Consider the following 24522-nt stretch of genomic DNA (forward strand, 5'->3'; position numbering starts at 1 on the left):
GATCGCTCAAGCAGAGACTAAGGCCATGGCATACGGTCCCGCCCCCCAGGAACACCAGGTCGTCTACACCACGCTGCATTTCGACAAGCCGTGGGCGATGGACAGCTACGTCCAGGTCGGCGGCTACGAGGCGTGGCGCAAGATCCTCGCCGAGCAGCCCGACCCGGCCGCGCTGGTCGAGGAGGTCAAGAAGAGCAATCTGCGTGGCCGCGGCGGCGCGGGCTTCCCGACCGGCCTCAAGTGGTCCTTCATGCCCAAGGGCGGCATGCAGAAGTACATCCTGTGCAACTCGGACGAGTCCGAGCCCGGCACCTGCAAGGACCGCGACATCCTGCGCTTCAATCCGCACGCGGTGATCGAGGGCATGGCGATCGCCTGCTACTGCACCGGCACCACGGTGGGCTACAACTACCTGCGCGGCGAGTTCCACCACGAGCCGTTCGAGCACTTCGAGGAGGCGCTCAGGGAGGCCTACGCGGCGGGCCTGCTGGGCAAGAACATCCAGGGCAGCGGCATCGACGTGGACATCCACGCCGCGCTCGGCGCCGGCGCCTACATCTGCGGCGAGGAAACCGCGCTGATGGAGTCGCTGGAGGGCAAGAAGGGCCAGCCGCGCTTCAAGCCGCCGTTCCCGGCCAACTTCGGCCTGTACGGCAAGCCCACCACCATCAACAACACCGAGACCTACGCCTCGGTGCCGGCGATCATCCGCAAGGGCGCCGACTGGTTCCTGGCGCAGAGTAGAACGAAGAACGGCGGCCCGAAGATCTTCTCCGTCTCCGGCTGCGTGCAGAAGGGCGGCAACTTCGAGGTGCCGCTGGGCACCACCTTCGACGAGCTGCTGGAGATGGCCGGCGGCCTGCGTCCGGGGCGCACGCTCAAGGGCGCGGTGCCGGGCGGCGTGTCGATGCCGGTGCTGCGCGCCGAGCAGCTCAAGGGGCTGCCGATGGACTACGACACCCTGCGCGACCTGAAGACCGGCCTGGGCTCGGGCGCCATCGTGGTGCTCGACGATACCGTCTGCGCGGTGAAATTCACCCGCCGCATCTCGCAGTTCTTCCACGCCGAATCCTGCGGCCAGTGCACGCCGTGCCGCGAGGGCACTGGCTGGATGCACCGCATGCTCGACCGCATCGTGGCCGGGCAGGGCACGTTGGAGGACCTGCACAAGCTCAAGGCCATCGCCGGCCAGATCGAGGGCCACACCATCTGCGCCTTCGGCGAGGCGGCCTCCTGGCCGGTGCAGGGCTTCCTGCGCCAGTTCTGGGACGAGTTCGAATACTACGTGGTCAACGGTCATTCCATGACCGAGGCCAAGCTTGGAGTCGCCGCATGAGCGCGCAACCGGCCAACAACACGGCGCCCGACCTGGTCAGCATCGAGATCGACGGCAAGCCCACGCAGATCCGCAAGGGCGCCATGATCATCGAGGCGGCCGACGCCGTCGGCATCGCCATCCCGCGCTTCTGCTACCACCGCAAGTTGCCGATCGCCGCCAACTGCCGCATGTGCCTGGTCGAGGTGGAGATGGGCGGCCGGCCGATGCCCAAGCCGCAGCCGGCCTGCGCCACCCCGGTGGCCGACGGCATGAAGGTGCAGACCCGCTCGGGCAGCGCGCTGAAGTTCCAGCGCGACGTGATGGAGTTCCTGCTGATCAACCATCCGCTGGACTGCCCGATCTGCGACCAGGGCGGCGAGTGCGAGCTGCAGGACGTGGCGCTGGGCTACGGCCGCAGCGTGTCGCGCTTCACCGAGCGCAAGCGCACCGTCGCCGACGAGGACATCGGCCCGCTGGTCGCCACCGAGATGACCCGCTGCATCCAGTGCACGCGCTGCGTGCGCTTCACCAGCGAGATCGCCGGCACCTACGAACTGGGCGGCCTGAGCCGCGCCGACAACCTGCAGATCGGCACCTACATCGGCAAGACCGTCGAGACGGAACTCTCGGGCAACATCATCGACGTGTGCCCGGTCGGCGCCCTCACCAACAAGCCGTTCCAGTTCAAGGCGCGCGCCTGGGAGCTGGTGGCGCGGCCCTCGGTCGGCTACCACGACGCGCTCGGCTCCAACCTGTGGCTGCACACCCGCCGCGGCGAGGTGCTGCGCACCGTGCCGCGCGACAACGAGACGATCAACGAGTGCTGGCTGTCCGACCGCGACCGCTACAGCCACCAGGGCCTGTACGCCGCCGACCGCCTGCGCGCGCCGGAGGTGAAGCGCAACGGCAAGTGGCAGGCGACCACCTGGGAGGATGCGCTGGGGGCCGCCGCCGAGGCGCTCAAGCAGGTGCCGGGCAGCGAGCTGGGCATTCTGGCGCATCCGGCCGCCACCAACGAGGAGGGCGACCTGCTGGTGCGCCTCGCGCGCGGCCTCGGCAGCGCCCACCTCGACCATCGCCTGCGCCAGCTGGATTTCGCCGACAACGCGGTGGCGCAGCCGTTCGCGCTGCCGGTGGCCGAGCTCGCGCAGGTGCGGGCCGCGCTGCTGGTGGGCTCGAACCCGCGCCACGAGATGCCGCTGCTCAACCACCGCCTGCACCAGGCCACGCGCAAGGGCGCCAAGGTCTACGCGGTCAACCCCGTCCATTTCGATTTCAACTACACGCTGGCCGGCGAGGCCGTCGTGGCGCCGCCGGCCATGGTCGACGCGCTGCTGGCGCTGGCCAAGGCCGCGGTGGCGAACGGCGCCGTCGCGCCGGCCGCACTGGCTGTCGCCATCGACGCCGCCACCAGCGATCAGGGCGATGCCGAGGCGGTCGCCGCGCTCAAGGCCGGCAAGGCGGCGGTGATCCTCGGCGAGGCCGCGGTCACCCATCCGCAGGCGTCCTGGCTGCGCGCGCTGGCCCGCTTCATCGCCGCCGCCACCGGCGCCGGCTACGACGAACTGCCCGTCGGCGCCAACGCCGTGGGCCTGGGCAGGCTCGGCGTGGTGCCGGGCAATGGCGGCCTCGACGCGCAGGCGATGCTGGCGCAGCCGCGCCAGGCCTACCTGCTCTACGGCGTGGAGCCGCCGCACGACTTCGCCGACGGCGCCGCGGCACTCGAGGCGCTGCACGGCGCGCAGCAGGTGGTGGCGTTCACCGCCTTCGCCGGCTCGGCGCTGCGCGAGGTGGCCGACGTGATCCTGCCGATCGCGCTGCTGCCGGAGATCGACGGCACCCTGGTCAACGTGGACGGCCTGGCGCAGGGCGTGCTGGCCGGCGCCCGCGCGCCGGGCGAGGCGCGGCCGGGCTGGAAGGTGCTGCGCGCGCTGGGCGGGCTGCTCGGCGTGCCCGGTTTCGAGTTCGACGACCTGGCCGGGCTGCGCGAGGCCATCGCCGAACGCGAGGCGCCGCGGCGCGAGGGCCTGGCCGAGCGCCGGCCGGCCGCCGGCCTCGCGCGCCTGGCGACCTGGCCGATCTACCGCGGCGACGCGGTGCTGCGCCGCGCCGGGGCACTCAATGCGCACCCGCTCAACCGTGTGCCGGCGGTGCGCCTCAACGCGGCCGAGGCGGAACGGCTCGGCCTGGCGGACGGCGCCACGGTGCGCGTCGCCGACGCCGTGCTGCCGCTTCTCGTCGATGCCGCGGTGCCGGACGGCGCCGCCTGGATCGAGGCGGCGCAGGACGACACCGCCACGCTGCCGCCGTATGGCGCGACCCTCACCGTGAGCAAGGCGTAACCCATGGGCGAACAGATCCTCAACCAGGTGGTGTGGCCGCTGCTGCACATCGTGGCCATCGTGCTGCCGCTGGTGCTGGCGGTGGCGATGTTCGTGTATTGGGAGCGCAAGGTCATCGGCTGGATGCACGTGCGCATGGGGCCGAACAAGGTCGGCCCGCTCGGCCTGCTGCAGGCTTTCGCCGACGTGGTGAAGCTGCTGCTCAAGGAAGTGATCCTGCCCACCAACGCCAACCGCTTCCTCTACTACCTGGCGCCGCTGCTGGCCCTGGTGCCGGCGCTGGCGGCCTGGTCGGTGATCCCCTTCGGCGACCGGCTGGTGCTGGCCAACGTCAACGCGGGCCTGCTGTACCTGCTGGCGATGACCTCGCTGGGCGTGTACGGCATCATCCTCGCCGGCTGGGCCTCCAACTCACGCTACGCGCTGCTCGGCGCGATGCGCTCGGCGGCGCAGGTGATCTCCTACGAGCTGGCCATGGGCCTGTGCCTGGTCTGCGTGCTGGTGCTGGCCGGTTCGCTCAACCTCACCGACATCGTGCACGCGCAGGCCGGCGGCAAGGGCCTCTTCGACTGGTTCTGGCTGCCGCTGCTGCCGGTGTTCGTCGTCTACTTCATCTCCGGCGTGGCCGAGACCAACCGCGCGCCGTTCGACGTGGCCGAGGGCGAGTCGGAGATCGTCGCCGGCTTCCACGTGGAGTATTCGGGTTCCGCCTTCGCGCTGTTCTTCCTGGCCGAATACGCCAACATGATCCTGGTCAGCTTTCTGGCCTCGGTGCTGTTCCTCGGTGGCTGGCTGTCGCCGTTCCCGGCCTCGTGGGGCTGGCTCGGGCAGGGCAGCTTCCTGTGGCTCCTCGCCAAGGCCTTCGCGTTCGCCTTCCTGTTCCTGTGGTTCCGCGCCAGCTTCCCGCGCTACCGCTACGACCAGATCATGCGGCTCGGCTGGAAGGTGTTCATCCCCATCACCATCGTGTGGGTCCTGGTGGCCGGCTGCATGAAGTACTTCGGCTGGGTCAGCGTCGGCACGGGAGTCTGAAGAGAGCCATGTCCAGCATCACCCGCTATTTCAAGAGTCTGCTGCTGATCGAGCTGTTCAAGGGCATGGGGCTGACCCTGCGCTACATGTTCAGCCCGAAGTACACGATGCGCTACCCGATGGAGCACATCCCCAAGTCCAGCCGCTTCCGCGGCCTGCACGCGCTGCGCCGCTACCCCAACGGCGAGGAGCGCTGCATCGCCTGCAAGCTGTGCGAGGCGGTGTGCCCGGCGCTTGCCATCACCATCGACTCGGCGCCGCGCGAGAGCGACGGCCAGCGCCGCACCACGCGCTACGACATCGACCTGTTCAAGTGCATCTACTGCGGCTTCTGCGAGGAGAGCTGCCCGGTGGACTCGATCGTGGAGACGCACGTGCACGAGTACCACTTCGAGCACCGCGGCGAGAACGTGGTGACCAAGCCGCAGCTGCTGGCGATCGGCGACCGCTTCGAGCGGGAGATCGCCGCCGCCCGCGCCCAGGATGCGGCGTACCGCTGAGGCACCGACATGATCGATCCCAACCTGTTCCAACTCGTCTGTTTCTACGCCTTCAGCGCGGTGACCGTGCTTGCGGCGCTGTCGGTGATCCTGCTGCGCAACTCGGTGCACGCCGTGCTGGCGCTGGTGCTGACCTTCTTCAGCACCGCCTGCGTCTGGCTGCTGGCCGAGGCGGAGTTCCTCGCCATCGCGCTGATCGTGGTCTACGTGGGCGCGGTGATGGTGCTGTTCCTGTTCGTGGTGATGATGCTGGACATCAAGCAGGAGCAGGTGCGCGAGGGCTTCATCCGCTACCTGCCGGTGGGCCTGGTGGTGGCGCTGGTGATGCTGGTCGAGATGCTGGCGCTGATCGGCGTGCGGGCGATGCACGCGGTGTCGATGGGCGCCGACCCGGCCGCCGCGGCGGGCGTGTCCAACACCGCCTGGCTGGGCACCGCGCTCTACACGCAGTACCTGCTGCCGTTCGAGGTCGCCGCGCTGATCCTCACCGTGGGCGTGATCGCGGCGGTGGCGCTGACCCTGCGCCACCGTACCGGCTCGCGCCACCAGAGCGCCGGCCAGCAAGTCGGCATCGACCCGAGCCGGCGCGTGCGCGTCGTCAAGATGGCGGCGGTCCGCGCCGAAGAGCCGGAAGCCGTGCAGGAGGAGACCCGGACATGATCACGCTGTCGCATTACATCGTGCTGGGCGCGGTGCTGTTCTGCATCGCCGTCGCCGGCCTGTTCATCAACCGCAAGAACGTGATCGTGCTGCTGATGGCGATCGAGCTGATGCTGCTCGCGGTCAACACCAACTTCGTGGCCTTCTCGCGCTTCCTGGGCGACGTTTCCGGCCAGGTGTTCGTGTTTTTCATCCTCACGGTGGCGGCAGCCGAATCCGCCATCGGTTTGGCGATCCTGGTGCTGCTGTTCCGCAACCGCAGCACCATCAACATCGCCGAAATCGACAGCATGAAGGGCTGAGCGGATGGAACTCTCCACATCGATCCTGCTCACCATCGCGCTGGCGCCGCTGGCCGGCTGTTTCCTCGCCGGCTTCCTGGGTCGCGTGATCGGCCGGGCCGGCGCGCACACGGTCACCATTCTCGGCGTGGCGGCGTCCTGCGGCCTCTCGTTCTACGTGCTCTATCAGCTGGTGCTCGGCGGCGCGGCGGTCTACAACCACAACGTCTACACCTGGCTCGACGTCGGCCAGATCAGCCTCAGCGTGGGCTTCCTGGTCGACCGCCTCACCGCGATGATGATGGTGGTGGTCACCCTCGTCTCGCTGCTGGTGCACGTCTACACCATCGGCTACATGGCCGACGACGACGGCTACCAGCGCTTCTTCAGCTACATCTCGCTGTTCACCTTCTCGATGCTGATGCTCGTGATGAGCAACAACTTCATGCAGCTGTTCTTCGGCTGGGAGGCGGTGGGCCTGGTGTCCTACCTGCTGATCGGCTTCTGGGCCAGGCGGCCGACCGCCACCTTCGCCAGCCTCAAGGCCTTCCTGATCAACCGCGTGGGCGACTTCGGCTTCGTGCTCGGCGTCGCCGCGGTGCTGTATTTCCTGGGCTCGCTCGACTACGCCACCGTGTTCGCCGCCGCGCCCAGCCTGGCCGGCAAGACGCTGGCGATCAGCCAGAACGTGCACTGGGACGCCGCCACGGTGATCGCCGTGCTGCTGTTCATCGGCGCCATGGGCAAGTCGGCCCAGGTGCCGCTGCACGTGTGGCTGCCCGACTCGATGGAGGGTCCGACGCCGATCTCGGCGCTGATCCACGCCGCGACCATGGTGACCGCGGGCATCTTCATGGTGGCGCGCATGTCGCCGATCTACGAGCTGTCGCCGGCCGCGCTCAGCTTCGTGATGGTGATCGGCGCCACCGGCGCGCTGTTCACCGGCCTGATCGGCATCGTGCAGAACGACATCAAGCGCGTGGTGGCGTACTCCACGCTGTCGCAGCTGGGCTACATGACGGTGGCGCTGGGCGTCTCCGCCTACGCCGGCGCGGTGTTCCACCTGATGACGCACGCCTTCTTCAAGGCGCTGCTGTTCCTGGGCGCGGGCTCGGTGATCATCGCCATGCACCACGAGCAGGACATGCGCTACATGGGCGGTCTGCGCAAGTACATGCCGGTGACCTGGATCACCATGTGGGTGGGCGCGCTGGCGCTGTGCGGCGTGCCGTTCTTCGCCGGCTTCTACTCCAAGGACTCGATCATCGAGGCGGTGGGCGAATCGCACCGCTGGGGCGCGGGCTACGCCTACTTCTGCGTGATGGCCGGCGTCTTCGTCACCGCGCTGTACACCTTCCGCCAGATGTACCTGACCTTCCACGGCAAGGAGCGCTTCACCGTGGCGGCGCATCACGGCCACGGCGCGCACGACGACCACGGCCACCACGCGCCGGGCGTGCTGGCGCACCCGCCGAAGGAGTCGCCGTGGGTGGTGACGCTGCCGCTGGTGCTGCTGGCGATCCCGTCGCTGGCGGTCGGCTACTTCACCATCGGGCCGGTGCTGTTCGGCGACTGGTTCGGCGGCGCGATCCACGTGGAGGAGGGCGGCAACGTGCTGGCGGAACTCGGCCGCGAGTTCCACGGCTCGCTGGCGATGGCGCTGCACGGCTTCACCCAGCTGCCGTTCTTCCTGGTGCTGGCCGCGTTCGCGATCACCACCTACATCTACCTGTTCAAACCGGCGCTGGCGGGCCGGATCAAGAAGGCGTTCCTGCCGCTCTACACCCTGCTCGACCGCAAGTACTGGGTGGACGAGGTGTACTACGCGGTGTTCGCCAAGGGCGGCGTGGCGCTCGGCCGCCTGTTCGCCAAGCGCGGCGACGGCAAGCTGATCGACGGCGCGCTGGTCAACGGCTCGGCCGGCCTGGTCCGGCGCACCGCCGCGGGCATGCGCCAGCTGCAGTCCGGGTACCTCTACCACTACGCCTTCGCCATGATCTTCGGCCTGGTCCTGCTGCTCGGCGGCTACTGGCTGTTCGGGCGCTGAGCCACAGGGAAGCACACGAATGTCGAACTACTTGCTCAGCCTGCTGACCTGGGTGCCGGTGCTCTGCGGCGTGGTGCTGCTGATCGTGCGCGATCGCCGCCCCGACCTGCTGCGCTGGATCACGCTGCTCACCGCCATCGCCATGTTCGTGGTGAACATCTCGATGTGGCCGATGATGGACCACGCCAACCCGGGGCTGCAGTTCGTCGAACACCTCTCGTGGGGCGGCCCGATCCACACCGCCTATGCGCTGGGCGTGGACGGCATCGCCTACGCCATGACCTTGCTGGTGACCTTCGGCACCATGCTGGTGGTGGCGGGCTCCTGGGGCTCGATCTCCTACAAGCTGCACCAGTACATGGCCTGCATCATGATCATGGAAGGCCTCATGATCGGCTGCTTCTCGGCCACCGACGCGCTGCTGTTCTACGTCTTCTTCGAAGGCATGCTGATCCCGATGTTCCTGCTGATCGGCGTGTGGGGCGGCCCGCGGCGCATCTATGCGGCGCTGAAGTTCTTCATCTACACCTTCTGCGGCTCGATCCTGCTGCTGGTCAGCCTGATCTACCTGTACACCAAGGCCGGCACCTTCGACATTCGCGCGCTGGCGGCGCTGCCGCTCAGCATGACGGAGCAGACCTGGCTGTTCTTCGCCTTCCTGGTCGCCTTCGCGATCAAGATCCCGATGGTGCCGGTGCACACCTGGCTGCCCGACGCACACGTTGAGGCGCCCACCGGCGCCTCGGTGGACCTGGCGATGATCATGCTCAAGATCGGCGGCTACGGCATGGTGCGCTTCATGCTGCCGATCGCGCCCGACGCCTCGGCCGAATACGCCTGGCTGATCATCGTGCTGAGCCTGGTCGCCGTGGTCTACATCGGCTACGTGGCGCTGGTGCAGGAGGACATGAAGCGCGTGATGGCGTACTCCTCGGTGGCGCACATGGGCTTCGTCACGCTCGGCATCTTCGTGGCGGTGGCGCTGGTGCACGAGGGCGGCAGCGCGGACACCGCGCTGCTCGGCATGCAGGGCGCGATGGTGCAGATGCTCTCGCACGGCTTCATCTCCGGCGCCATGTTCACCTGCGTGGGCATGCTCTACGACCGCCTGCACACCCGCATGATCAAGGACTACGGCGGCGTCATGAACGTGATGCCGTGGTTCGGCTTCTTCTACGTGCTGTTCGCCATGGCCAACAGCGGCCTGCCGGGCACCAGCGGCTTCGTCGGCGAGTTCATGGTGATCCTGGCCAGCTTCGCGGTCAGCCCGTGGGTGGCGCTGTTCGCCGCCATCACCCTGGTCACCGGCGCGGCCTACACGCTGTGGATGGTCAAGCGCGTGCTGTGGGGCGAGATCGGCAACGCGCATGTGGCCGCCATGAAGGACATCAACCTGCGCGAGGCGGCCGTGCTGGCGGCCTTCGCAGGCGCAGTCATGGTGGCGGGCGTGTGGCCGCGACCGTTCATCGACCTGATGGACGCCTCGGTGTCCCAGCTGGTCCACCAGATCGCCAGCCCCAAGATTTGAGCGCCCCGCCATGCCCACTCTGAACGACATTCTCATCCTGCTGCCGGAGTTCTACCTGGTGGCGGCGGCCTGCGTCCTGCTGCTGCTCGATGCCTTCATGAAGCCGGCCCAGCGCGGCGTGCTGCACTGGCTGTCGATCGCGGTGCTGCTGGTGGGCATCTACCTGGTGGTGTCCGGCCAGCCGGACGTGCCGGTCACCGCCTTCGGCGGCATGTTCGTGCGCGACGGCGTGGCGGAGATCCTCAAGGTCTTCGCGCTGCTCACCACCGCGCTGGTGTTCGTCTACGCGCGGCCCTACCTGGTCGACCGCAAGCTGTTCGTGGGCGAGTTCTACACCCTGGCGATCTTCGCGGTGATCGGCGTGATGCTGCTGGTCTCGGCCGGCAACCTGGTGATGGTGTACCTGGGGCTGGAACTGCTGACGCTGTCCTCCTACGCGCTGGTGGCGCTCAACCGCGACTCGCGGCTGTCCTCGGAGGCGGCGATCAAGTACTTCGTGCTGGGCGCGATGGCCTCGGGCATGCTGCTGTACGGCATGTCGATGGTCTACGGCGCCACCGGCACGCTGGCGCTGGCCCAGCTGCACGGCGCGGCGGCGCACACGGCGATGCCGAACCTGCTGGTGTTCGGGCTGATCTTCATGATCGTGGGCATCGGCTTCAAGCTCGGCGCGGCACCGTTCCACATGTGGATCCCCGACGTGTACGAGGGCTCGCCCACCGCCGTCACCATCTTCATCGGCTCCGCGCCCAAGCTGGCCGCGTTCGGCATGGCCTACCGGCTGCTCGATACCGGGCTGGGCGACCTGTCGCACTACTGGCAGCCGGTGCTGGCGGTGCTGGCGGTGCTGTCGCTGGCGATCGGCAACCTGGTCGCGATCGTGCAGAGCAACCTCAAGCGGCTGCTCGCCTATTCGACCATCTCGCACATGGGTTACCTGCTGCTGGGCCTGGTCAACGCGGGGCCGGAAGGCTACGCCTCGGCGATGTTCTATGCGATCAGCTACGCGCTGATGGGCACCGCCGCCTTCGGCGTGATCCTGGCGCTGGCGCGTGCCGGCTTCGAGTGCGACCGCATCGACGACTTGAAGGGCCTCAACCACCGCTCGCCCTGGCTGGCCTTCCTGATGCTGCTGGTGATGTTCTCGCTCGCCGGCGTGCCGCCGCTGTTCGGCTTCTTCGCCAAGCTGATGGTGCTCGAGGCCGCGATCCATGCCGGCATGGTGTGGCTGGCCGTGGTCGGCGCGATCGCCGCGATCGTCGGCCTGTACTACTACCTGCGGGTGGTGAAGGTGATGTACTTCGACCGTCCGGACGAGGGCATGGAAACCCGCGTGCAGCCGGACTTCGCGCTGCGCGCGGTGCTGTCGGTCAATGCGCTGGTGCTGCTGGCGCTGGGCCTGGGCTGGGGCCCGCTGCTCAACTGGTGCCGCGCGGTGTTTCCCGGCTGAGGTCGCTGCGCTCCATCGCGCGCAATGCGGTGGAGCGAAAAAAACTCGGCGAATTTCGCCGCGAAGACTTGCAAGAAGCCAGCCACCTGATTACACTTTGCGGACTCTGATGCGGGGTGGAGCAGTCTGGCAGCTCGTCGGGCTCATAACCCGAAGGTCGCAGGTTCGAATCCTGCCCCCGCTACCAGATCTTTCTTAGAACAAGAAAGCCTCCTCGTGAGGCTTTTTTGTTGGGCGCAAGGATGCGTGGCGCCGACGCCTGGTCAAGCTGGCGATGGTGCGGGAAAGAGCCTGGCGCAGAGCGGGACATCGGCGTGGTAAGGGAATGGGCCGCTTCGAGCCCATTTTTTGTTTCCGGCGATAGAAAAACGATTAGGTCATGGATACGCAGGCACTTGCACAACGCTTCTCCGAGGCTCTGGCCGATCTGGGCCTGGTCTGTCTCGGTGTGGAGTTCACCCCGTCGCAGGGGCAGAGTACCCTGCGCGTCTACCTGGATATTCCGGAGCCCGTCGAGGCGGGGCGCGAGGTCACCCTCGACGACTGCGAGGCGGCCAGCCGCGAGCTGTCGGCGCTGCTCGACGTTGAGGATCCGATCCCCGGCCACTATGTGCTGGAAGTGTCCTCGCCGGGCATCGACCGTCCGCTGTTCACCGCGGCGCAGTTCGCCAAGGTGGGCGGGCAGGAAGTGAAGCTGCTGCTGAAGGCGCCGCTGGATGGCCGTCGTCGCCTGCGCGGCAAGGTGCTGGCGGTGGAAGGCGAGCGCATCTCGCTGGAAGCCGAGGGCAAGACGTTCGAATTCGACCACGCCGAGGTGGAAAGCGCCCGCGTGGTGCCGGACTGGGCGGCGCTCGGCTACGTGCCGCAGCCCAAGCCGGGCGGCAGGACGCCCGGCAAGAAGCCGGCCCGCCGGAAGTGAATTGAAGAGTGCGGCCCTGGATGGCCGCTGTTCGATCCTCGCACCCATGGATGGGCGCAAAAAGCGTGAAGAGTGCGGCTCTGGACGGCCGCCGTTTGATCCTCGCGCCCTCGGAAGGGGGCGCAAGAAACAAGCTAGTGCGGCCATGGCTGGCCGCGTCGTGATCCTCGCGCCGTGGACGGGCGCAGAAAGTTAAACAGCGGGCGCCGGGCGGCGTCCACGGAGTTGCTGCAATGAGCAAAGAACTTTTGCTGGTGGTCGATGCGGTTGCCAACGAGAAGGGCGTGCCGCGCGAGGTGATCTTCGAGGCGATGGAGGCCGCGCTGGCCTCGGCCGCCAAGAAGCGCTATCCGGACGAGGATCCGGACATCCGCGTGTCGATCGACCGCAACAGCGGCGACTACGAGACCTTCCGCCGCTGGGAAGTGATCGCCGACGACGGCGAGATGGAATCCCCGTTCCACCAGGTGCGCCTGATGGACGCCGTGGACGAGCGCGAGGGTGCGCAGGTCGGCGAGTACATCGAGCAGCAGATCGAGAACGCCGAGTTCGGCCGCATCGCGGCGCAGGCCGCCAAGCAGGTGATCGTGCAGCGCGTGCGCGAGGCCGAGCGCCAGCAGGTGGTCGATGCCTTCAGGGATCGCATCGGCGAGCTGGTCACCGGCATCGTCAAGCGCGTGGAGCGCGGCAACGTGTACCTCGACCTGGGCAGCAACGCCGAGGCCTTCATCCCGCGCGACAAGACCATTCCGCGCGAGTCGGTGCGCGTGGGCGACCGCGTGCGCGGCTACCTGTTCGACGTGCGCTCGGAAGTGCGCGGCCCGCAGCTGTTCGTCTCGCGCGCGGCGCCGGAGTTCATGATCGAACTGTTCAAGCTCGAGGTGCCGGAAGTCGGCCAGGGCCTGGTCGAGATCAAGGGCTGCGCGCGCGACCCGGGCGACCGCGCCAAGATCGCGGTGGTGGCGCATGACACACGCACCGACCCCATCGGCGCCTGCATCGGCATGCGCGGCTCGCGCGTGCAGGCGGTGTCCAACGAGCTCAACGGCGAGCGCGTGGACATCATCCTGTGGCACGAGAACCAGGCGCAGTACGTGATCAACGCGATGGCGCCGGCCGAGGTGCAGTCGATCATCATGGACGAGGACAAGCACTCGATGGACATCGCGGTGGCCGAGGACAAGCTGTCCCAGGCCATCGGCCGCGGCGGCCAGAACGTGCGCCTGGCCAGCAAGCTCACCGGCTGGCAGCTCAACGTGATGACCCAGGACCAGGTCGCCGCCAAGAGCGAGGCCGAACAGCAGGCCGCCTGCCAGCTGTTCATGGACAAGCTCGAGGTGGATCAGGAGATCGCCAACATCCTGGTGCAGGAGGGCTTCTCCAGCATCGAGGAAATCGCCTACGTGCCGAGCGCCGAGCTGCTGGCGGTCGAGGGCTTCGACGAGGACATCGTCGAGGAGCTGCGCGCCCGCGCCCGCGACGCGCTGCTCACCGAGGCGCTGGCGGTGGAGGAGAGCGAAACCGATCTCTCCGACGAGCTGCTCAACCTGGAGGGCATGGATGACGCCGTGGCGGCCGCGCTGGCCGAGCGGGGCGTGCATACCCTGGACGACCTGGCCGACCTCGCGGTCGACGACCTGATTGATATCGAAGGCATGGACGAGGCTCGCGCGGCGGCGCTGATCATGGCCGCGCGCGCCCCGATGATCGAGCGACTGGAGAAGGGCGGCTAACCGCGGACGGAAGCGCCTTCGGATGGGCGCTCCGAGGGAAGCCGCATGCGGCTTCCCGCCAGGGACGGTTTGGCCGTGCGGCGAGTGCCGTACGGACGATGAGCGCGGGAACGGCGGAGAAAGAACACGATGTCGGACGTCACGATCAAACAACTCGCCCAGGTACTGGGCATGTCGGTGGACAAGCTGCTGACCCAGCTTGCCGAAGCGGGCATGAAATTCTCCGACCCTGACCAGGTCATCAGCAGCACCGAAAAGGTGAAACTGCTCGGCTTCCTGCGCCGTGCGCACGGCAAGGGCGAGCTCGCGGCCGAGGTCGAGGAGAGCTCGCCGCGCCAGATCACGCTCAAGCGGCGCAAGATCAGCGAGCTCAAGGTCGCAACGCCCGGCGGGCGCGGCGCGGCCAGCAGCGCCAAGACGGTCAACGTGGAAGTGCGCGCCAAGCGCACCTACGTCAAGCGCAGCGTGATCGCCGAAGAGGCGGGTGCGGATACCGAGCGCGAAGAGGCGCGCCGCCTGCTGCAGGAGTCGCAGCAGCAGCGCGAGCATGAAGAACACGAGCGGCTCGAGGCCGAGCAGCGCCGCGAGGAAGAGGTCAAGCGCCGCGCCGAGGAAGAGCGCCAGCGCCAGGCCGAGGCCGAGCGGCAGCGCCTGGCGGCCGAGGCCGCCGCGCGCGCCGAGTCCGAGGCGCAGGAAGCGGAGCCCGAAGAGGCCGAGCCTGCCGTGGAGCAGCCGGAAACGGTGGCGCAGCCCGCGCCGGCCGGGGAGGCGGCGTCCGCCGAGCAGCCGGTCGTGCAGCGCATCGACCCCAGTTCGCTGGGCATGATCCTTCCGCGCATCCACGAGCCGCGCAAGCGCGAGAAGAAGGTAGTGGTGACGCCGGCCCCCGCGCCGGCACCGGCGCCGGCTCCCGCGCCGGCCGCGGCGGCGGCCGACGCGCGTGCCAAGACGGCACGCCACGGTCGCGAGCGCGACGACGTGCCGGGCGGCAAGCGCTTCGCCGCCGGCGAGCTGCACCTGTCCGACGCCGAGCGCGCGCGCCGTTCCGGCAAGCGCGGCAAGCCCGGCCGCGGCGGCGCGCGCGAAGCGGTGCGCGGCGGCGCGTCCTCCGGCGGCCCGCACGGCTTCTCGCGCCCGACCGCACCGGTGGTGCGCGAGGTGGTGGTGGGCGACAGCAACGGCGTCGCCGACCTGGCGCAGAAGATGGCGGTCAAGGGTTCGGAGGTGGTCAAGGCGCTGTTCAAGATGGGCGTCATGGCGACCATCAACCAGACCATCGACCACGACACCGCGGTGCTGGTGGTGGAGGAGCTCGGCCACAGGCCGGTCGACGCCAACCAGGACAACGCCGAGGCCGCGCTGGCCGCGCAGACGCAGAGCGCCGAGCTGGAAGGCGAGAAGGTCGCGCGTCCGCCGGTGGTCACCATCATGGGCCACGTCGACCACGGCAAGACCTCGCTGCTGGACTACATCCGCCGCACCAAGGTCGCCTCGGGCGAAGCCGGCGGCATCACCCAGCATATCGGTGCCTACCATGTGGAAACGCCCAAGGGCGTGATCACCTTCCTCGACACCCCCGGCCACGCCGCGTTCACCTCGATGCGCGCGCGCGGCGCCCAGTCCACCGACATCGTGGTGCTGGTGGTGGCGGCCGACGACGGCGTGATGCCGCAGACCCAGGAGGCCGTGCAGCACGCGCGCGCGGCCAAGGTGCCGCTGATCGTCGCGGTCAACAAGATGGACAAGTCCGACGCCAATCCGGACAACGTCAAGCAGGGCCTTTCCAACCTCGAGGTGGTGCCCGAGGAATGGGGCGGCGACACCATGTTCGTGCCGGTGTCGGCCAAGACCGGCTCAGGCATCGACGAGCTGCTCGACGCGATCTCCGTGCAGGCCGAGGTGATGGAGCTGACCGCGGTGGAAGACGGCCCGGCCTCCGGTGTGGTGATCGAGTCCAGCCTGGACAAGGGCCGCGGCCCGGTCGCCACCGTGCTGGTGCAGCAGGGTACGTTGAAGCGCGGCGACTTCGTGGTGTGCGGCATTGAGTACGGCCGCATGCGCGCGCTGATCGACGAGACCGGCAAGACCGTGCAGGAAGCCGGCCCGTCGATCCCGGTGCAGGTGCTCGGCCTCTCCGGCGTGCCGGAGGCGGGCGACGACTTCGTCGCCGTGGCCGACGAGAAGCTGGCCAAGCAGGTGGCCGCCGAACGCCAGCAGAAGCGCCGCGAGACGCGCCTGGTCTCCAAGGCCAATCGCCTGGAGGACATCATGGCCCAGATGGGCCAGGGCGCGGAGCAGCAGACGCTCAACATCCTGGTCAAGGCCGACGTGCAGGGTTCGGTGGAGGCGCTGCGTGAGTCGCTCGGCGCGATCGGCAACGAGAACGTGAAGGTCAACGTGATCGCGGCCGGCGTCGGCGGCATCACCGAGTCCGACGCCACCCTGGCGGCGGCCTCCAAGGCGCTGCTGATCGGCTTCAACGTGCGCGCCGACGCCTCGGCCCGCAAGGTGATCGAGACCAGCGGCCTGGACGTGCGCTACTTCTCGATCATCTACGACGTGATCGACCAGGTGAAGCAGGCGGCGTCCGGCCTGCTGGGCGTGGAGGTACGCGAGGAGATCATCGGCACCGCCCAGGTGCGCGAGGTGTTCCGCAGCTCCAAGTTCGGCGCGGTGGCCGGCTGCATGGTGGTCGAGGGCACGGTCAAGCGGAACAAGCCGATCCGCGTGCTGCGCGACAACACGGTGATCTTCCAGGGCGAACTGGAATCGCTGCGCCGCTTCAAGGAGCTGGTGGACGAAGTGCGCAACGGCATGGAGTGCGGCATCGCCGTGAAGCAGTACAACGATGTGAAGGTCGGCGACCAGATCGAGTGCTTCGAGCGCATCGAGGTGGCGCGCACGCTGTAACGCCTTGCGGCGTACAGCGTGCGCGGGAATCGGGAGCAGGGAATCGGGAATAGCTGAAGACTGCTCCCGGTTCCTCCCGCTTCCCGCCGCGCCCAACGCTTTAGCTTTTACTATTCCCCATTCTCTATTCCCGACTCCCGGCTCCCACCCCATGCCCTCACGCGATTTCAAACGTACCGACCGCGTCGGCGCCGAGCTGCGCCGCGAGCTGGGCCTTCTGGTCCATGCTGCCGTGCGCGACCATGGCCTGCCGTCGGTCAGCGTGTCGGACGTGGAGGTGACCCGCGACCTCGACTGGGCCACGGTGTGGGTGACCGCGCTGCTGCCGGACCAGTCCGTGGCGGCGGTGAAGGCGCTGAACGAGATGAGCGGCGAATTCCGCCGCGCGCTGTCGCGCAGCATGCGCATCCGCCGGGTGCCGGACCTGCGCTTCAAGTACGACGACTCGGTCGACAAGGGCGAGCGCATCGACACCCTGCTGCGCGAGAACCCGCCGGCCCCGGCCCCGGCCGACGACGACGGCGCCTGAGCCTCTCCGTTCACGCATGGCATCCCGCAAGAAGTCATCGCGCGAGCGGATCCGCTGGCGCGACGTGCACGGCATCGTGCTGCTCGACAAGCCGCTGGGCCTGAGTTCCAGCCAGGCCCTGCAGGCGGTGCGCCTGCTGCTGCGCGCCAGGAAGGGCGGCCACACCGGGGCGCTGGACCCGCTGGCCACCGGCCTGCTGCCGCTGTGCTTCGGCGAGGCGACCAAGCTCGCCGGCAACCTGCTGGGTTCGCGCAAGGCCTACCTGGCCGAGTGCCGGCTCGGCGTGACCACCAGCACGGCCGACCTCGAGGGCGAGGTGGTGGCGACGCGGCCGGTGCCGCCGCTGGACGCGGCCGCGATCGAGGCCGCGCTGGCCCGGCTGCGCGGGCGCATCGTGCAGATCCCGCCGGCGCACTCGGCGCTCAAGCAGGACGGCGAGCGGCTGTACCTGAAGGCTCGGCGCGGCGAGGCCGTACAGGCGCCGCCGCGCGAGGTGGAGGTGTTCCGGCTCGAACTGCTGGCGCGCGAGGGCGACACCCTGCGGCTGCTGGTCGAGTGCGGTTCGGGCACCTATGTGCGCAGCCTGGCGGTGGACCTGGGCGAGGCGCTCGGCTGCGGCGCGCACCTGGCCTCCCTGCGCCGCCTGTGGGTGGAGCCGTTCCACGAGCCGGCGATGCTGACGCTGGCGCAGATCGAGCAGGCGGCCGGGCAGGGCGATGCGGCACTGGACGCGCTGGTGCTGCCGCTGGCGGCCGGCGTGGCCCATCTGCCCAGGGTCCAGCTGGACGAGGCGCAGAGCCTGGCGGTGCTGCAGGGCCAGCAGATCCCCTGGCCGGCCGCGTTCGGCACGGCGGCCGGGCCGCAGGCCGCCTTCGATCAGGAGGGCACTCTGATGGCGCTGATCGAGCGCGGCGAGGACGGTCGCCTGCGCATCCTGCGCGGCTTCAACCTGCCGCCCGGGCCCGGCGCGCCGTGACGCCCGTGTTGCGGGCTTGTTGCCGGGCCTCCCGGCTCGGTAGAATACCCCGCTTGTTCCAGTACTTTCATTAACCTGGCGGAGCTTGCGCAACCTCATCGGAGGTGGGGTTGCGCAAGTTCCGCATCCGCTTTTTTTAAGGAAGTGATACCCATGTCTCTTACCGCAGAACAGACCGGCAAGATCATTGCTGACTACGGCCGCGTGCCGAACGACACCGGTTCGCCGGAAGTGCAGGTGGCCCTGCTGTCCGCCCGCATCGACCACCTCACCGAGCACTTCAAGACCCACAAGCAGGACCACCACTCCCGCCGCGGCCTGCTCAAGCTGGTCAACCAGCGCAAGCGCCTGCTGGGCTACCTGAAGGATCGCGATCTGGCCCGCTATCAGGGCCTGATCGAGCGCCTCGGCCTGCGTCGTTAATCGGACGAGGACACCATCCGTGGCGAAAGTAACCAAGTCGTTCCAGTACGGTAATCACGAAGTCACGCTGGAGACGGGCGAAATCGCCCGCCAGGCGTCCGGCGCCGTTGTGGTCAACATGGGCGGCACCGTCGTCCTGGTGACGGTCGTGGCCGCCGCCAAGGCGAAGGAAGGGCAGGACTTCTTCCCGCTCACCGTCGACTACGTCGAGAAGTTCTACTCCGCCGGCCGCATCCCGGGCGGCTTCTTCAAGCGCGAAGGCCGTCCGACCGAGAAGGAGACGCTGACCTCGCGCCTGATCGACCGTCCGGTGCGCCCGCTGTTCCCGGAAGAGTTCAAGAACGAGGTGCAGGTCATCGCCCAGGTGATCTCGCTGAACCCGGAAGTGGACGGCGACATCCCGGCGATGCTCGGCGCCTCCGCCGCGCTGACCCTGGCCGGCATCCCGTTCAAGGGCCCGATCGGCGCCGCCCGCGTCGGCTACGCCAACGGCCAGTACCTGCTGAACCCGACCGCCACGGAACTGAAGGCCTCCGACCTCGACCTGGTCGTCGCCGGCACCGCCAACGCCGTGCTGATGGTGGAGTCCGAGGCCAAGCTGCTCAGCGAGGAAGTGATGCTGGGCGCGGTGGTGTTCGGCCACCAGCAGATGCAGGCCGCGATCCGCGCCATCGCCGAGCTCGCCACCGAGGCGGCCAAGCCGTCCTGGGACTGGCAGCCGCCGGCTCGCAACGAGGCGCTGGTCGCCGCGCTCAAGGAAGCCGTCGGCGGCAAGTTGGCCGAGGCCTTCCAGGTGCGCGACAAACTGCAGCGTCGCGACGCCATCGCCGCGATCAAGGCCGACGTGCTCGAATCGCTGAAGCCGCAGGCCGAGGCGCAGGGCTGGAACGCGGGCGACCTCGCGAAGGAATTCGCCGAGCTCGAATACCGCACCCTGCGCGACAGCGTGCTCACCACCAAGGTGCGCATCGACGGCCGCCAGCTGGACGACGTGCGTCCGATCACCGTGCGCGTGGGCGTGCTGCCCCGCACCCACGGCTCGGCGCTGTTCACCCGCGGCGAGACGCAGGCGCTGGTGGTGGCCACCCTCGGCACCACGCGCGACTCGCAGATCATCGACGCGCCGGAAGGCGAGTCGAAGGATCCGTTCCTGTTCCACTACAACTTCCCGCCCTTCTCGGTGGGCGAGGCCGGCCGCTTCGGCGCGCCCAAGCGCCGTGAGATCGGCCATGGCCGCCTCGCCAAGCGCGGCGTGCAGGCGGTGAAGCCCTCGATCGAGGAATTCCCGTACGTGCTGCGCGTGGTCTCGGAGATCACCGAGTCCAACGGCTCCTCCTCGATGGCATCGGTGTGCGGTTCCTCGCTGGCCCTGATGGACGCCGGCGTGCCGCTGAAGGCGCCGGTGGCCGGCATCGCCATGGGCCTGGTGAAGGAAGGCGGCGACTTCGTCGTGCTGTCGGACATCCTGGGCGACGAGGACCACCTCGGCGACATGGACTTCAAGGTGGCCGGCACCGCCGAGGGTGTGTCCGCGCTGCAGATGGACATCAAGATCGACGGCATCACCGAGGAGATCATGAAGGTGGCGCTGGCGCAGGCCAAGCGCGGCCGCCTGCACATCCTGGGCGAGATGGCCAAGGGCCTGAGCGCGCCGCGTTCGGAGATGAGCGAGTACGCCCCGCGCCTGCTCACCATCAAGATCCATCCGGACAAGATCCGCGAGGTCATCGGCAAGGGCGGCGCCACCATCCGCTCGATCACCGAGGAGACCGGCACCACCATCGACATCAGCGACGACGGCACCGTGATCATCGCCTCGGTGAACCGCCTCGCCGCCGACGAGGCGAAGAAGCGCATCGAGCAGATCGTCTCCGACGTCGAGCCGGGCCGCATCTACGAGGGCAAGGTCGCCAAGCTGATGGACTTCGGCGCCTTCGTGACGATCCTGCCGGGCAAGGACGGCCTCGTCCACGTCTCGCAGATCTCCAACGAGCGCGTCGAGAAGGTCTCCGACAAGCTCAAGGAAGGCGACATCGTCAAGGTGAAGGTGCTGGAAGTGGACAAGCAGGGCCGCATCCGCCTGTCCATCAAGGCCGTGGCCGAGGACGAGGCGGCGAACGTCTGATCGCCTCTTCGAAGCGTGCTTCGGAGCGCGGGGCCCGGCAGCGATGCCGGGCCCCGCGCGTTTCGGGCGCCGCGCATTTGCTAGGATGAAAAGCATCCGCAACATGGAGGCAGGCATGGCCGAGCAGGCGAACGATTCCGCGCCCGACTACCGGGCGTTCGCCCAGCAGACGTGGGAGGCCTGGATGCGCCAGTGGCAGCCGCCGCCGGCCGGCGCGCCGGACCCGGCCGCGGGCGCCAGGGCGTCGGTGGCCGACGACGTCGCCGCGCGCAGCCAGGCGGCGCTGAAAAGCTATCTCGACTGGATGCAGGGCGCCGCCGCCAGCGTGGCCGCGCCGAGCGGCGGCCAGGACTGGACGCAGCAGCTGCAGCAACTCTTCGGTGGCGACAACCCGCTCTTCGGCCAGGCCTTCGCGGGCCTGGACCAGCACGGCGCGCAGGGTTTCGCGCAGATGTGGCAGAGCTGGCTGCAGGCGGTGCAGGCCGGCCCCGGCGCGCCGCCGCCGATGCCGCCGCTGGGCCTGACCCGCGAGCAGCAGCTGCAGCACCAGGCGCTCACCGCGGCCATGCTCGAATACGCCGAGACCTCCGCGCGCTACCGCGACCTGCTCCAGCGCGTGAACGTGCAGGCGATCGAGCGCCTGCAGCAGCGGCTGGCGGGCGATGCCGGAAAGCCGGTGGAGTCGCTCAAGGGGCTCTACGACCGCTGGGTCGACGCCACCGAAGAGGTGTACGCCGAGGTGGCGCTGTCGGACGAGTTCAAGGCGATCTACGGCGCCATGGCCAACGCGCAGATGCGCGTGCGCCAGCTGCAGCGCCAGCAGACCAGCGAGGTGTGCCGCGAACTGGGCATCCCCACGCGCGAGGAGGTCGACAGCCTCGGGCAGCGCCTGCAGGCGCTGCGCCGCGAGGTGGCCGAACTCAGGCGGCAGCCGGCCGCCAAGCCGCCGGCATCGGCGGCCGCACCAAAGGCGGCGCGCAAGAGCGCTGCGCCGGCAGGGACCCAGAGCAAGGCGGCAGAGCCCAAGAACAAGGCGGCGCCGGCCAAGGGCAAGGCCGCCAAGGGGCCGGCGGCGCGTCGCGGCAAGGGCGCCGCGGCCGGTGCCGTACGTCAACGCACATAACGGCAGCCATGATGGGCTCGCCACTGCATATCGACCCGCTGCTCGCGCTGCAGGAGATCGCCGCCTTCCAGCGCAAGTTCGCCGACGGCCTGACCCGGCTGCGCGGCATGCCCGAACCCGGCTATGCGGACACGCCGCGCGAGGCGGTCTACCGCGAAGACAAGCTCACGCTCTGGCACATGCGCGGCGACTACGCGCCGACGGCGAAGACGCCGACGCTGATCGTCTACGCGCTGGTCAACACGGTGTGGATGACCGACCTGCAGCCGGGCCGCTCGCTGCTGCGCAACCTGCTGGAACAGGGCGAGGACGTCTACCTGATCGACTGGGGCTACCCCGACGGCGCCGACCGCTGGCTCACCCTCGGCGACTATCTGGACGGCTATCTCGACCGCTGCGTGGACGCGGTGCGCGCGCGCAGCGGCTGCGGGGCGATCAACCTGCTCGGTATCTGCCAGGGCGGCACCTTCTCGCTGTGCTACGCGGCGCTCCAGCCGGCCAAGGTAAAGAACCTCGTCACCATGGTCACGCCGGTGGACTTCCACACGCCGGGCAACATGCTGGCGCACTGGGCGCGCAACATCGACGTGGACCTCCTGGTCGACACGCTGGGCAACATCCCGGCGGCGCTGATGAACTGGGTGTACCTCACGCTCAAGCCGCTGCGGCTCACCCAGCAGAAATACGTGGGCCTGCTGGACATCCTCGACCATCCCGCGGAGCTGGAGAACTTCCTGCGCATGGAGCGCTGGATCTTCGATTCGCCGGACCTCGCCGGCGAGGCGTTCCGCGAGTTCATCCAGGCGTTCTACCAGGGCAACAGGCTGGTCGCGGGCAGCCTCGACATCGACGGGCGGCCGGTGCGGCTGGAAGCGATCAGCCAGCCGATCCTCAACATCTACGCCGAGCAGGACCACCTGGTGCCGCCCGCGGCCTCGCGCGCGCTGGCGCAGCACACCTCCAGCGCCGACTACAGCGAGCTGGCCTTCAAGGGCGGGCACATCGGCATCTACGTGTCGAGCCGCGCGCAGCGCGAGGTGCCGCCGGCGATCCATCGCTGGCTGCGCCAGCGGGAGCAGTGAGCCTTTGCGGATCGCCGTGTGGCCGGTTGCCGCGTCGCCGCCGCTCGCCCCGCGTTCCCCGCTCTTCTAGAATGGCGCGATGAACGCCATCACTTCTCCGCACGATACCCACGACACCATCCGTGCCGTGCAATGGCAGGGCGACCACCTGCGCCTGCTCGACCAGCGCCTGCTCCCGGCCGAGGAGCGCTGGATCGACTGCCGCGACGCCGCCGCCGTGACCCAGGCCATCAAGGATCTCGCCGTGCGCGGCGCGCCGGCGATCGGCATCGCCGCCGCCTGGGGCGTGGTGATGGCGGCGCAGCAGGGCGCGGCGCTGGAGCCGGTGCTCGCCACCCTGCGCGCGGCGCGTCCCACCGCGGTGAACCTGATGTGGGCGCTGGACCGCATGAAGGCGCGCATCGCCGCGGGTGCGGACGCCGCGGCGCTGGAACGCGAGGCGCAGGCGATCCAGGACGAGGACCTCGCCGCCAACCGCCACATGGGCGAGCTGGGCGCCGCGCTGATCGCGCCGGGCTCGGGCGTGATGACCCATTGCAACACCGGCTCGCTCGCCACCGCCGGCTACGGCACCGCGCTGGGCGTGATCCGCGCCGGCGTCGCCGCCGGGCGCATCGCGCAGGTGTACGCCGGCGAGACGCGGCCGTGGCAGCAGGGCGCGCGGCTGACCATGTACGAACTGGTGCGCGACGGCATCCCGGCCCGGCTGATCGCCGACTCGGCCGCCTCGCACCTGATGAAGTCCGGCGCGGTGCAGTGGGTGATCGTGGGCGCCGACCGCATCGCCGCCAACGGCGATACGGCCAACAAGATCGGCACCTACCAGCTCGCCATCGCCGCGCGCCACCACGGCGTGAAGTTCATGGTCGCGGCGCCGTCTTCCACGGTGGACATGGCCACCGCTTCGGGCGAAGACATCGAGATCGAACTGCGCGATCCGAGCGAACTGTTCGCTGTGGCCGGCCGCCGCGTGGTGGTGGAGGGCGCCGAGGCCTGGAATCCGGTGTTCGACGTGACGCCGGCGGAGCTGATCGACGCCATCGTCACCGAGCGCGGGGTGATCGAGCGGCCGGACGCCCGCTCGATGCAGGCGCTGTTCGGGGCGTGAAGCTGCGCGAGGAAATCGCGCTGTTCGCCGTCGGCGGCCTGATCGGCCTGGTGATCGACGCCGGCATCGTGCAGGCGCTGGTCAGCGGCCTGCATTGGAACGCCTACGCCGCGCGCGTGGTGTCGTTCCTCGCCGCCGCCACCGCGACGTGGTGGTGGAATCGCCGGCGCACTTTCCGGCATCGCCGCAGCGGCCGCTCGCTGGCCGCCGAGTGGCTGCATTGGATGGCGCTGATGAGCGGCGGCGCGGCGGTCAACTACGCCGTCTACGCCGCCTGCCTGCTGCTCTCTCCGGCCTTGCATCGCTGGCCCGCGGCGGCGGTGGCGGCCGGCTCGGTGGCGGCCGCCGGGGTGAATTTCCTCGGCGCCCGGCTGATGCTTTTCAAGCGCGCCAAATCATCCGCTTAACTCATTGATTCAACTAGGCAAATAACGCG

General features: G+C 69.0%; 20 protein-coding genes and 1 tRNA gene. All 21 read left to right on the forward strand.

Going from position 1 to position 24522, the window contains the following annotated elements:
* Position 1 precedes the first annotated feature (1 nt).
* The 21 genes from nuoF (at position 2) to ACH65_RS01995 (ending at position 24493) form a co-directional block, all read left to right on the forward strand.
* Complete coding sequence (nuoF, locus tag ACH65_RS01895; protein ID WP_425478250.1) at positions 2–1336, forward strand: NADH-quinone oxidoreductase subunit NuoF; 1335 nt, start codon at positions 2–4, stop codon at positions 1334–1336.
* Complete coding sequence (gene nuoG / locus ACH65_RS01900) at positions 1333–3660, forward strand: NADH-quinone oxidoreductase subunit NuoG (RefSeq protein WP_049620880.1); 2328 nt, start codon at positions 1333–1335, stop codon at positions 3658–3660. Before nuoF ends, nuoG begins: the two co-directional genes overlap by 4 nt.
* A 3-nt stretch (positions 3661–3663) precedes the next feature.
* The gene (gene nuoH, locus ACH65_RS01905; protein WP_049620881.1) at positions 3664–4692 is read left to right on the forward strand and encodes an NADH-quinone oxidoreductase subunit NuoH; all 1029 of its coding nucleotides are present in this window, start codon (positions 3664–3666) and stop codon (positions 4690–4692) included.
* Positions 4693–4700: 8 nt separating this feature from the next.
* A complete protein-coding gene (nuoI, locus tag ACH65_RS01910) occupies positions 4701–5192 on the forward strand; it encodes an NADH-quinone oxidoreductase subunit NuoI (protein ID WP_049620882.1) in 492 nt (163 codons plus the stop codon).
* A 9-nt stretch (positions 5193–5201) separates the two neighbouring features.
* Positions 5202–5852 (forward strand): NADH-quinone oxidoreductase subunit J, encoded by a 651-nt coding sequence (locus tag ACH65_RS01915; RefSeq protein ID WP_049620883.1) that lies wholly within the window; start codon positions 5202–5204, stop codon positions 5850–5852.
* Positions 5849–6154 carry an NADH-quinone oxidoreductase subunit NuoK gene (gene nuoK / locus ACH65_RS01920; RefSeq protein WP_049620884.1) on the forward strand — a complete coding sequence of 102 codons (306 nt, stop codon included), beginning with the start codon at positions 5849–5851 and terminating at the stop codon, positions 6152–6154. The genes ACH65_RS01915 and nuoK overlap by 4 nt, the downstream gene beginning before the upstream one ends.
* A 4-nt stretch (positions 6155–6158) precedes the next feature.
* Positions 6159–8180, forward strand: a complete 2022-nt coding sequence (gene nuoL / locus ACH65_RS01925) for an NADH-quinone oxidoreductase subunit L (protein WP_049620885.1) — start codon at positions 6159–6161, stop codon at positions 8178–8180.
* Positions 8181–8199: 19 nt separating this feature from the next.
* Positions 8200–9708: a complex I subunit 4 family protein gene (locus ACH65_RS01930; protein WP_049620886.1), complete on the forward strand. Its 1509-nt coding sequence runs from the start codon at positions 8200–8202 to the stop codon at positions 9706–9708.
* 10 nt (positions 9709–9718) lie between these two features.
* Complete coding sequence (nuoN, locus tag ACH65_RS01935) at positions 9719–11158, forward strand: NADH-quinone oxidoreductase subunit NuoN (protein WP_049620887.1); 1440 nt, start codon at positions 9719–9721, stop codon at positions 11156–11158.
* A 110-nt stretch (positions 11159–11268) separates the two neighbouring features.
* Positions 11269–11345: transfer RNA gene (locus tag ACH65_RS01940), tRNA-Met, on the forward strand.
* 192 nt (positions 11346–11537) lie between these two features.
* On the forward strand, positions 11538–12077 hold the full coding sequence (locus tag ACH65_RS01945) for a ribosome maturation factor RimP (RefSeq protein ID WP_049620888.1): 540 nt from the start codon (positions 11538–11540) through the stop codon (positions 12075–12077).
* A 233-nt stretch (positions 12078–12310) separates the two neighbouring features.
* Entirely contained in the window at positions 12311–13810 is a 1500-nt protein-coding gene (gene nusA, locus ACH65_RS01950; RefSeq protein ID WP_049620889.1) for a transcription termination factor NusA, read from the forward strand.
* A gap of 129 nt (positions 13811–13939) precedes the next feature.
* Positions 13940–16720 (forward strand): translation initiation factor IF-2, encoded by a 2781-nt coding sequence (infB, locus tag ACH65_RS01955; RefSeq protein ID WP_049620890.1) that lies wholly within the window; start codon positions 13940–13942, stop codon positions 16718–16720.
* Positions 16721–16871: 151 nt separating this feature from the next.
* Positions 16872–17249, forward strand: a complete 378-nt coding sequence (gene rbfA, locus ACH65_RS01960) for a 30S ribosome-binding factor RbfA (RefSeq protein ID WP_049620891.1) — start codon at positions 16872–16874, stop codon at positions 17247–17249.
* Between the two features lie 16 nt (positions 17250–17265).
* Complete coding sequence (gene truB, locus ACH65_RS01965; protein WP_049620892.1) at positions 17266–18225, forward strand: tRNA pseudouridine(55) synthase TruB; 960 nt, start codon at positions 17266–17268, stop codon at positions 18223–18225.
* Positions 18226–18378: 153 nt separating this feature from the next.
* Positions 18379–18648 (forward strand): 30S ribosomal protein S15, encoded by a 270-nt coding sequence (rpsO, locus tag ACH65_RS01970; RefSeq protein ID WP_049620893.1) that lies wholly within the window; start codon positions 18379–18381, stop codon positions 18646–18648.
* A 19-nt stretch (positions 18649–18667) separates the two neighbouring features.
* Positions 18668–20773 (forward strand): polyribonucleotide nucleotidyltransferase, encoded by a 2106-nt coding sequence (pnp, locus tag ACH65_RS01975; protein ID WP_049620894.1) that lies wholly within the window; start codon positions 18668–18670, stop codon positions 20771–20773.
* Positions 20774–20888: 115 nt separating this feature from the next.
* Entirely contained in the window at positions 20889–21896 is a 1008-nt protein-coding gene (locus tag ACH65_RS01980; protein ID WP_049620895.1) for a poly(R)-hydroxyalkanoic acid synthase subunit PhaE, read from the forward strand.
* Positions 21897–21907: 11 nt separating this feature from the next.
* On the forward strand, positions 21908–22978 hold the full coding sequence (gene phaC / locus ACH65_RS01985; RefSeq protein ID WP_049620896.1) for a class III poly(R)-hydroxyalkanoic acid synthase subunit PhaC: 1071 nt from the start codon (positions 21908–21910) through the stop codon (positions 22976–22978).
* A gap of 79 nt (positions 22979–23057) precedes the next feature.
* Positions 23058–24086, forward strand: coding sequence for an S-methyl-5-thioribose-1-phosphate isomerase (mtnA, locus tag ACH65_RS01990; RefSeq protein WP_049620897.1), 1029 nt, complete (start codon positions 23058–23060; stop codon positions 24084–24086).
* Positions 24083–24493 (forward strand): GtrA family protein, encoded by a 411-nt coding sequence (locus ACH65_RS01995; RefSeq protein ID WP_049620898.1) that lies wholly within the window; start codon positions 24083–24085, stop codon positions 24491–24493. Before mtnA ends, ACH65_RS01995 begins: the two co-directional genes overlap by 4 nt.
* Positions 24494–24522: the final 29 nt, after the last annotated feature.

The organism is Frateuria defendens (assembly GCF_001182895.1).
In the GTDB taxonomy this organism is placed as follows: Bacteria; Pseudomonadota; Gammaproteobacteria; order Xanthomonadales; family Rhodanobacteraceae; genus Frateuria_B; species Frateuria_B defendens.

What these genes read in the sequence shown, in the direction of transcription:
- nuoH (WP_049620881.1), top strand. Translation starts at nt 3,664, where the DNA reads ATGGGCGAACAGATCCTCAACCAGGTGGTGTGGCCGCTGCTGCACATC.
- ACH65_RS01930 (WP_049620886.1), top strand. Translation starts at nt 8,200, where the DNA reads ATGTCGAACTACTTGCTCAGCCTGCTGACCTGGGTGCCGGTGCTCTGC.
- ACH65_RS01915 (WP_049620883.1), top strand. Translation starts at nt 5,202, where the DNA reads ATGATCGATCCCAACCTGTTCCAACTCGTCTGTTTCTACGCCTTCAGC.
- nuoN (WP_049620887.1), top strand. Translation starts at nt 9,719, where the DNA reads ATGCCCACTCTGAACGACATTCTCATCCTGCTGCCGGAGTTCTACCTG.
- nuoI (WP_049620882.1), top strand. Translation starts at nt 4,701, where the DNA reads ATGTCCAGCATCACCCGCTATTTCAAGAGTCTGCTGCTGATCGAGCTG.
- truB (WP_049620892.1), top strand. Translation starts at nt 17,266, where the DNA reads ATGGCATCCCGCAAGAAGTCATCGCGCGAGCGGATCCGCTGGCGCGAC.
- rpsO (WP_049620893.1), top strand. Translation starts at nt 18,379, where the DNA reads ATGTCTCTTACCGCAGAACAGACCGGCAAGATCATTGCTGACTACGGC.
- mtnA (WP_049620897.1), top strand. Translation starts at nt 23,058, where the DNA reads ATGAACGCCATCACTTCTCCGCACGATACCCACGACACCATCCGTGCC.
- phaC (WP_049620896.1), top strand. Translation starts at nt 21,908, where the DNA reads ATGGGCTCGCCACTGCATATCGACCCGCTGCTCGCGCTGCAGGAGATC.
- ACH65_RS01945 (WP_049620888.1), top strand. Translation starts at nt 11,538, where the DNA reads ATGGATACGCAGGCACTTGCACAACGCTTCTCCGAGGCTCTGGCCGAT.
- infB (WP_049620890.1), top strand. Translation starts at nt 13,940, where the DNA reads ATGTCGGACGTCACGATCAAACAACTCGCCCAGGTACTGGGCATGTCG.
- nusA (WP_049620889.1), top strand. Translation starts at nt 12,311, where the DNA reads ATGAGCAAAGAACTTTTGCTGGTGGTCGATGCGGTTGCCAACGAGAAG.
- nuoL (WP_049620885.1), top strand. Translation starts at nt 6,159, where the DNA reads ATGGAACTCTCCACATCGATCCTGCTCACCATCGCGCTGGCGCCGCTG.
- rbfA (WP_049620891.1), top strand. Translation starts at nt 16,872, where the DNA reads ATGCCCTCACGCGATTTCAAACGTACCGACCGCGTCGGCGCCGAGCTG.
- nuoK (WP_049620884.1), top strand. Translation starts at nt 5,849, where the DNA reads ATGATCACGCTGTCGCATTACATCGTGCTGGGCGCGGTGCTGTTCTGC.
- nuoG (WP_049620880.1), top strand. Translation starts at nt 1,333, where the DNA reads ATGAGCGCGCAACCGGCCAACAACACGGCGCCCGACCTGGTCAGCATC.
- ACH65_RS01980 (WP_049620895.1), top strand. Translation starts at nt 20,889, where the DNA reads ATGGCCGAGCAGGCGAACGATTCCGCGCCCGACTACCGGGCGTTCGCC.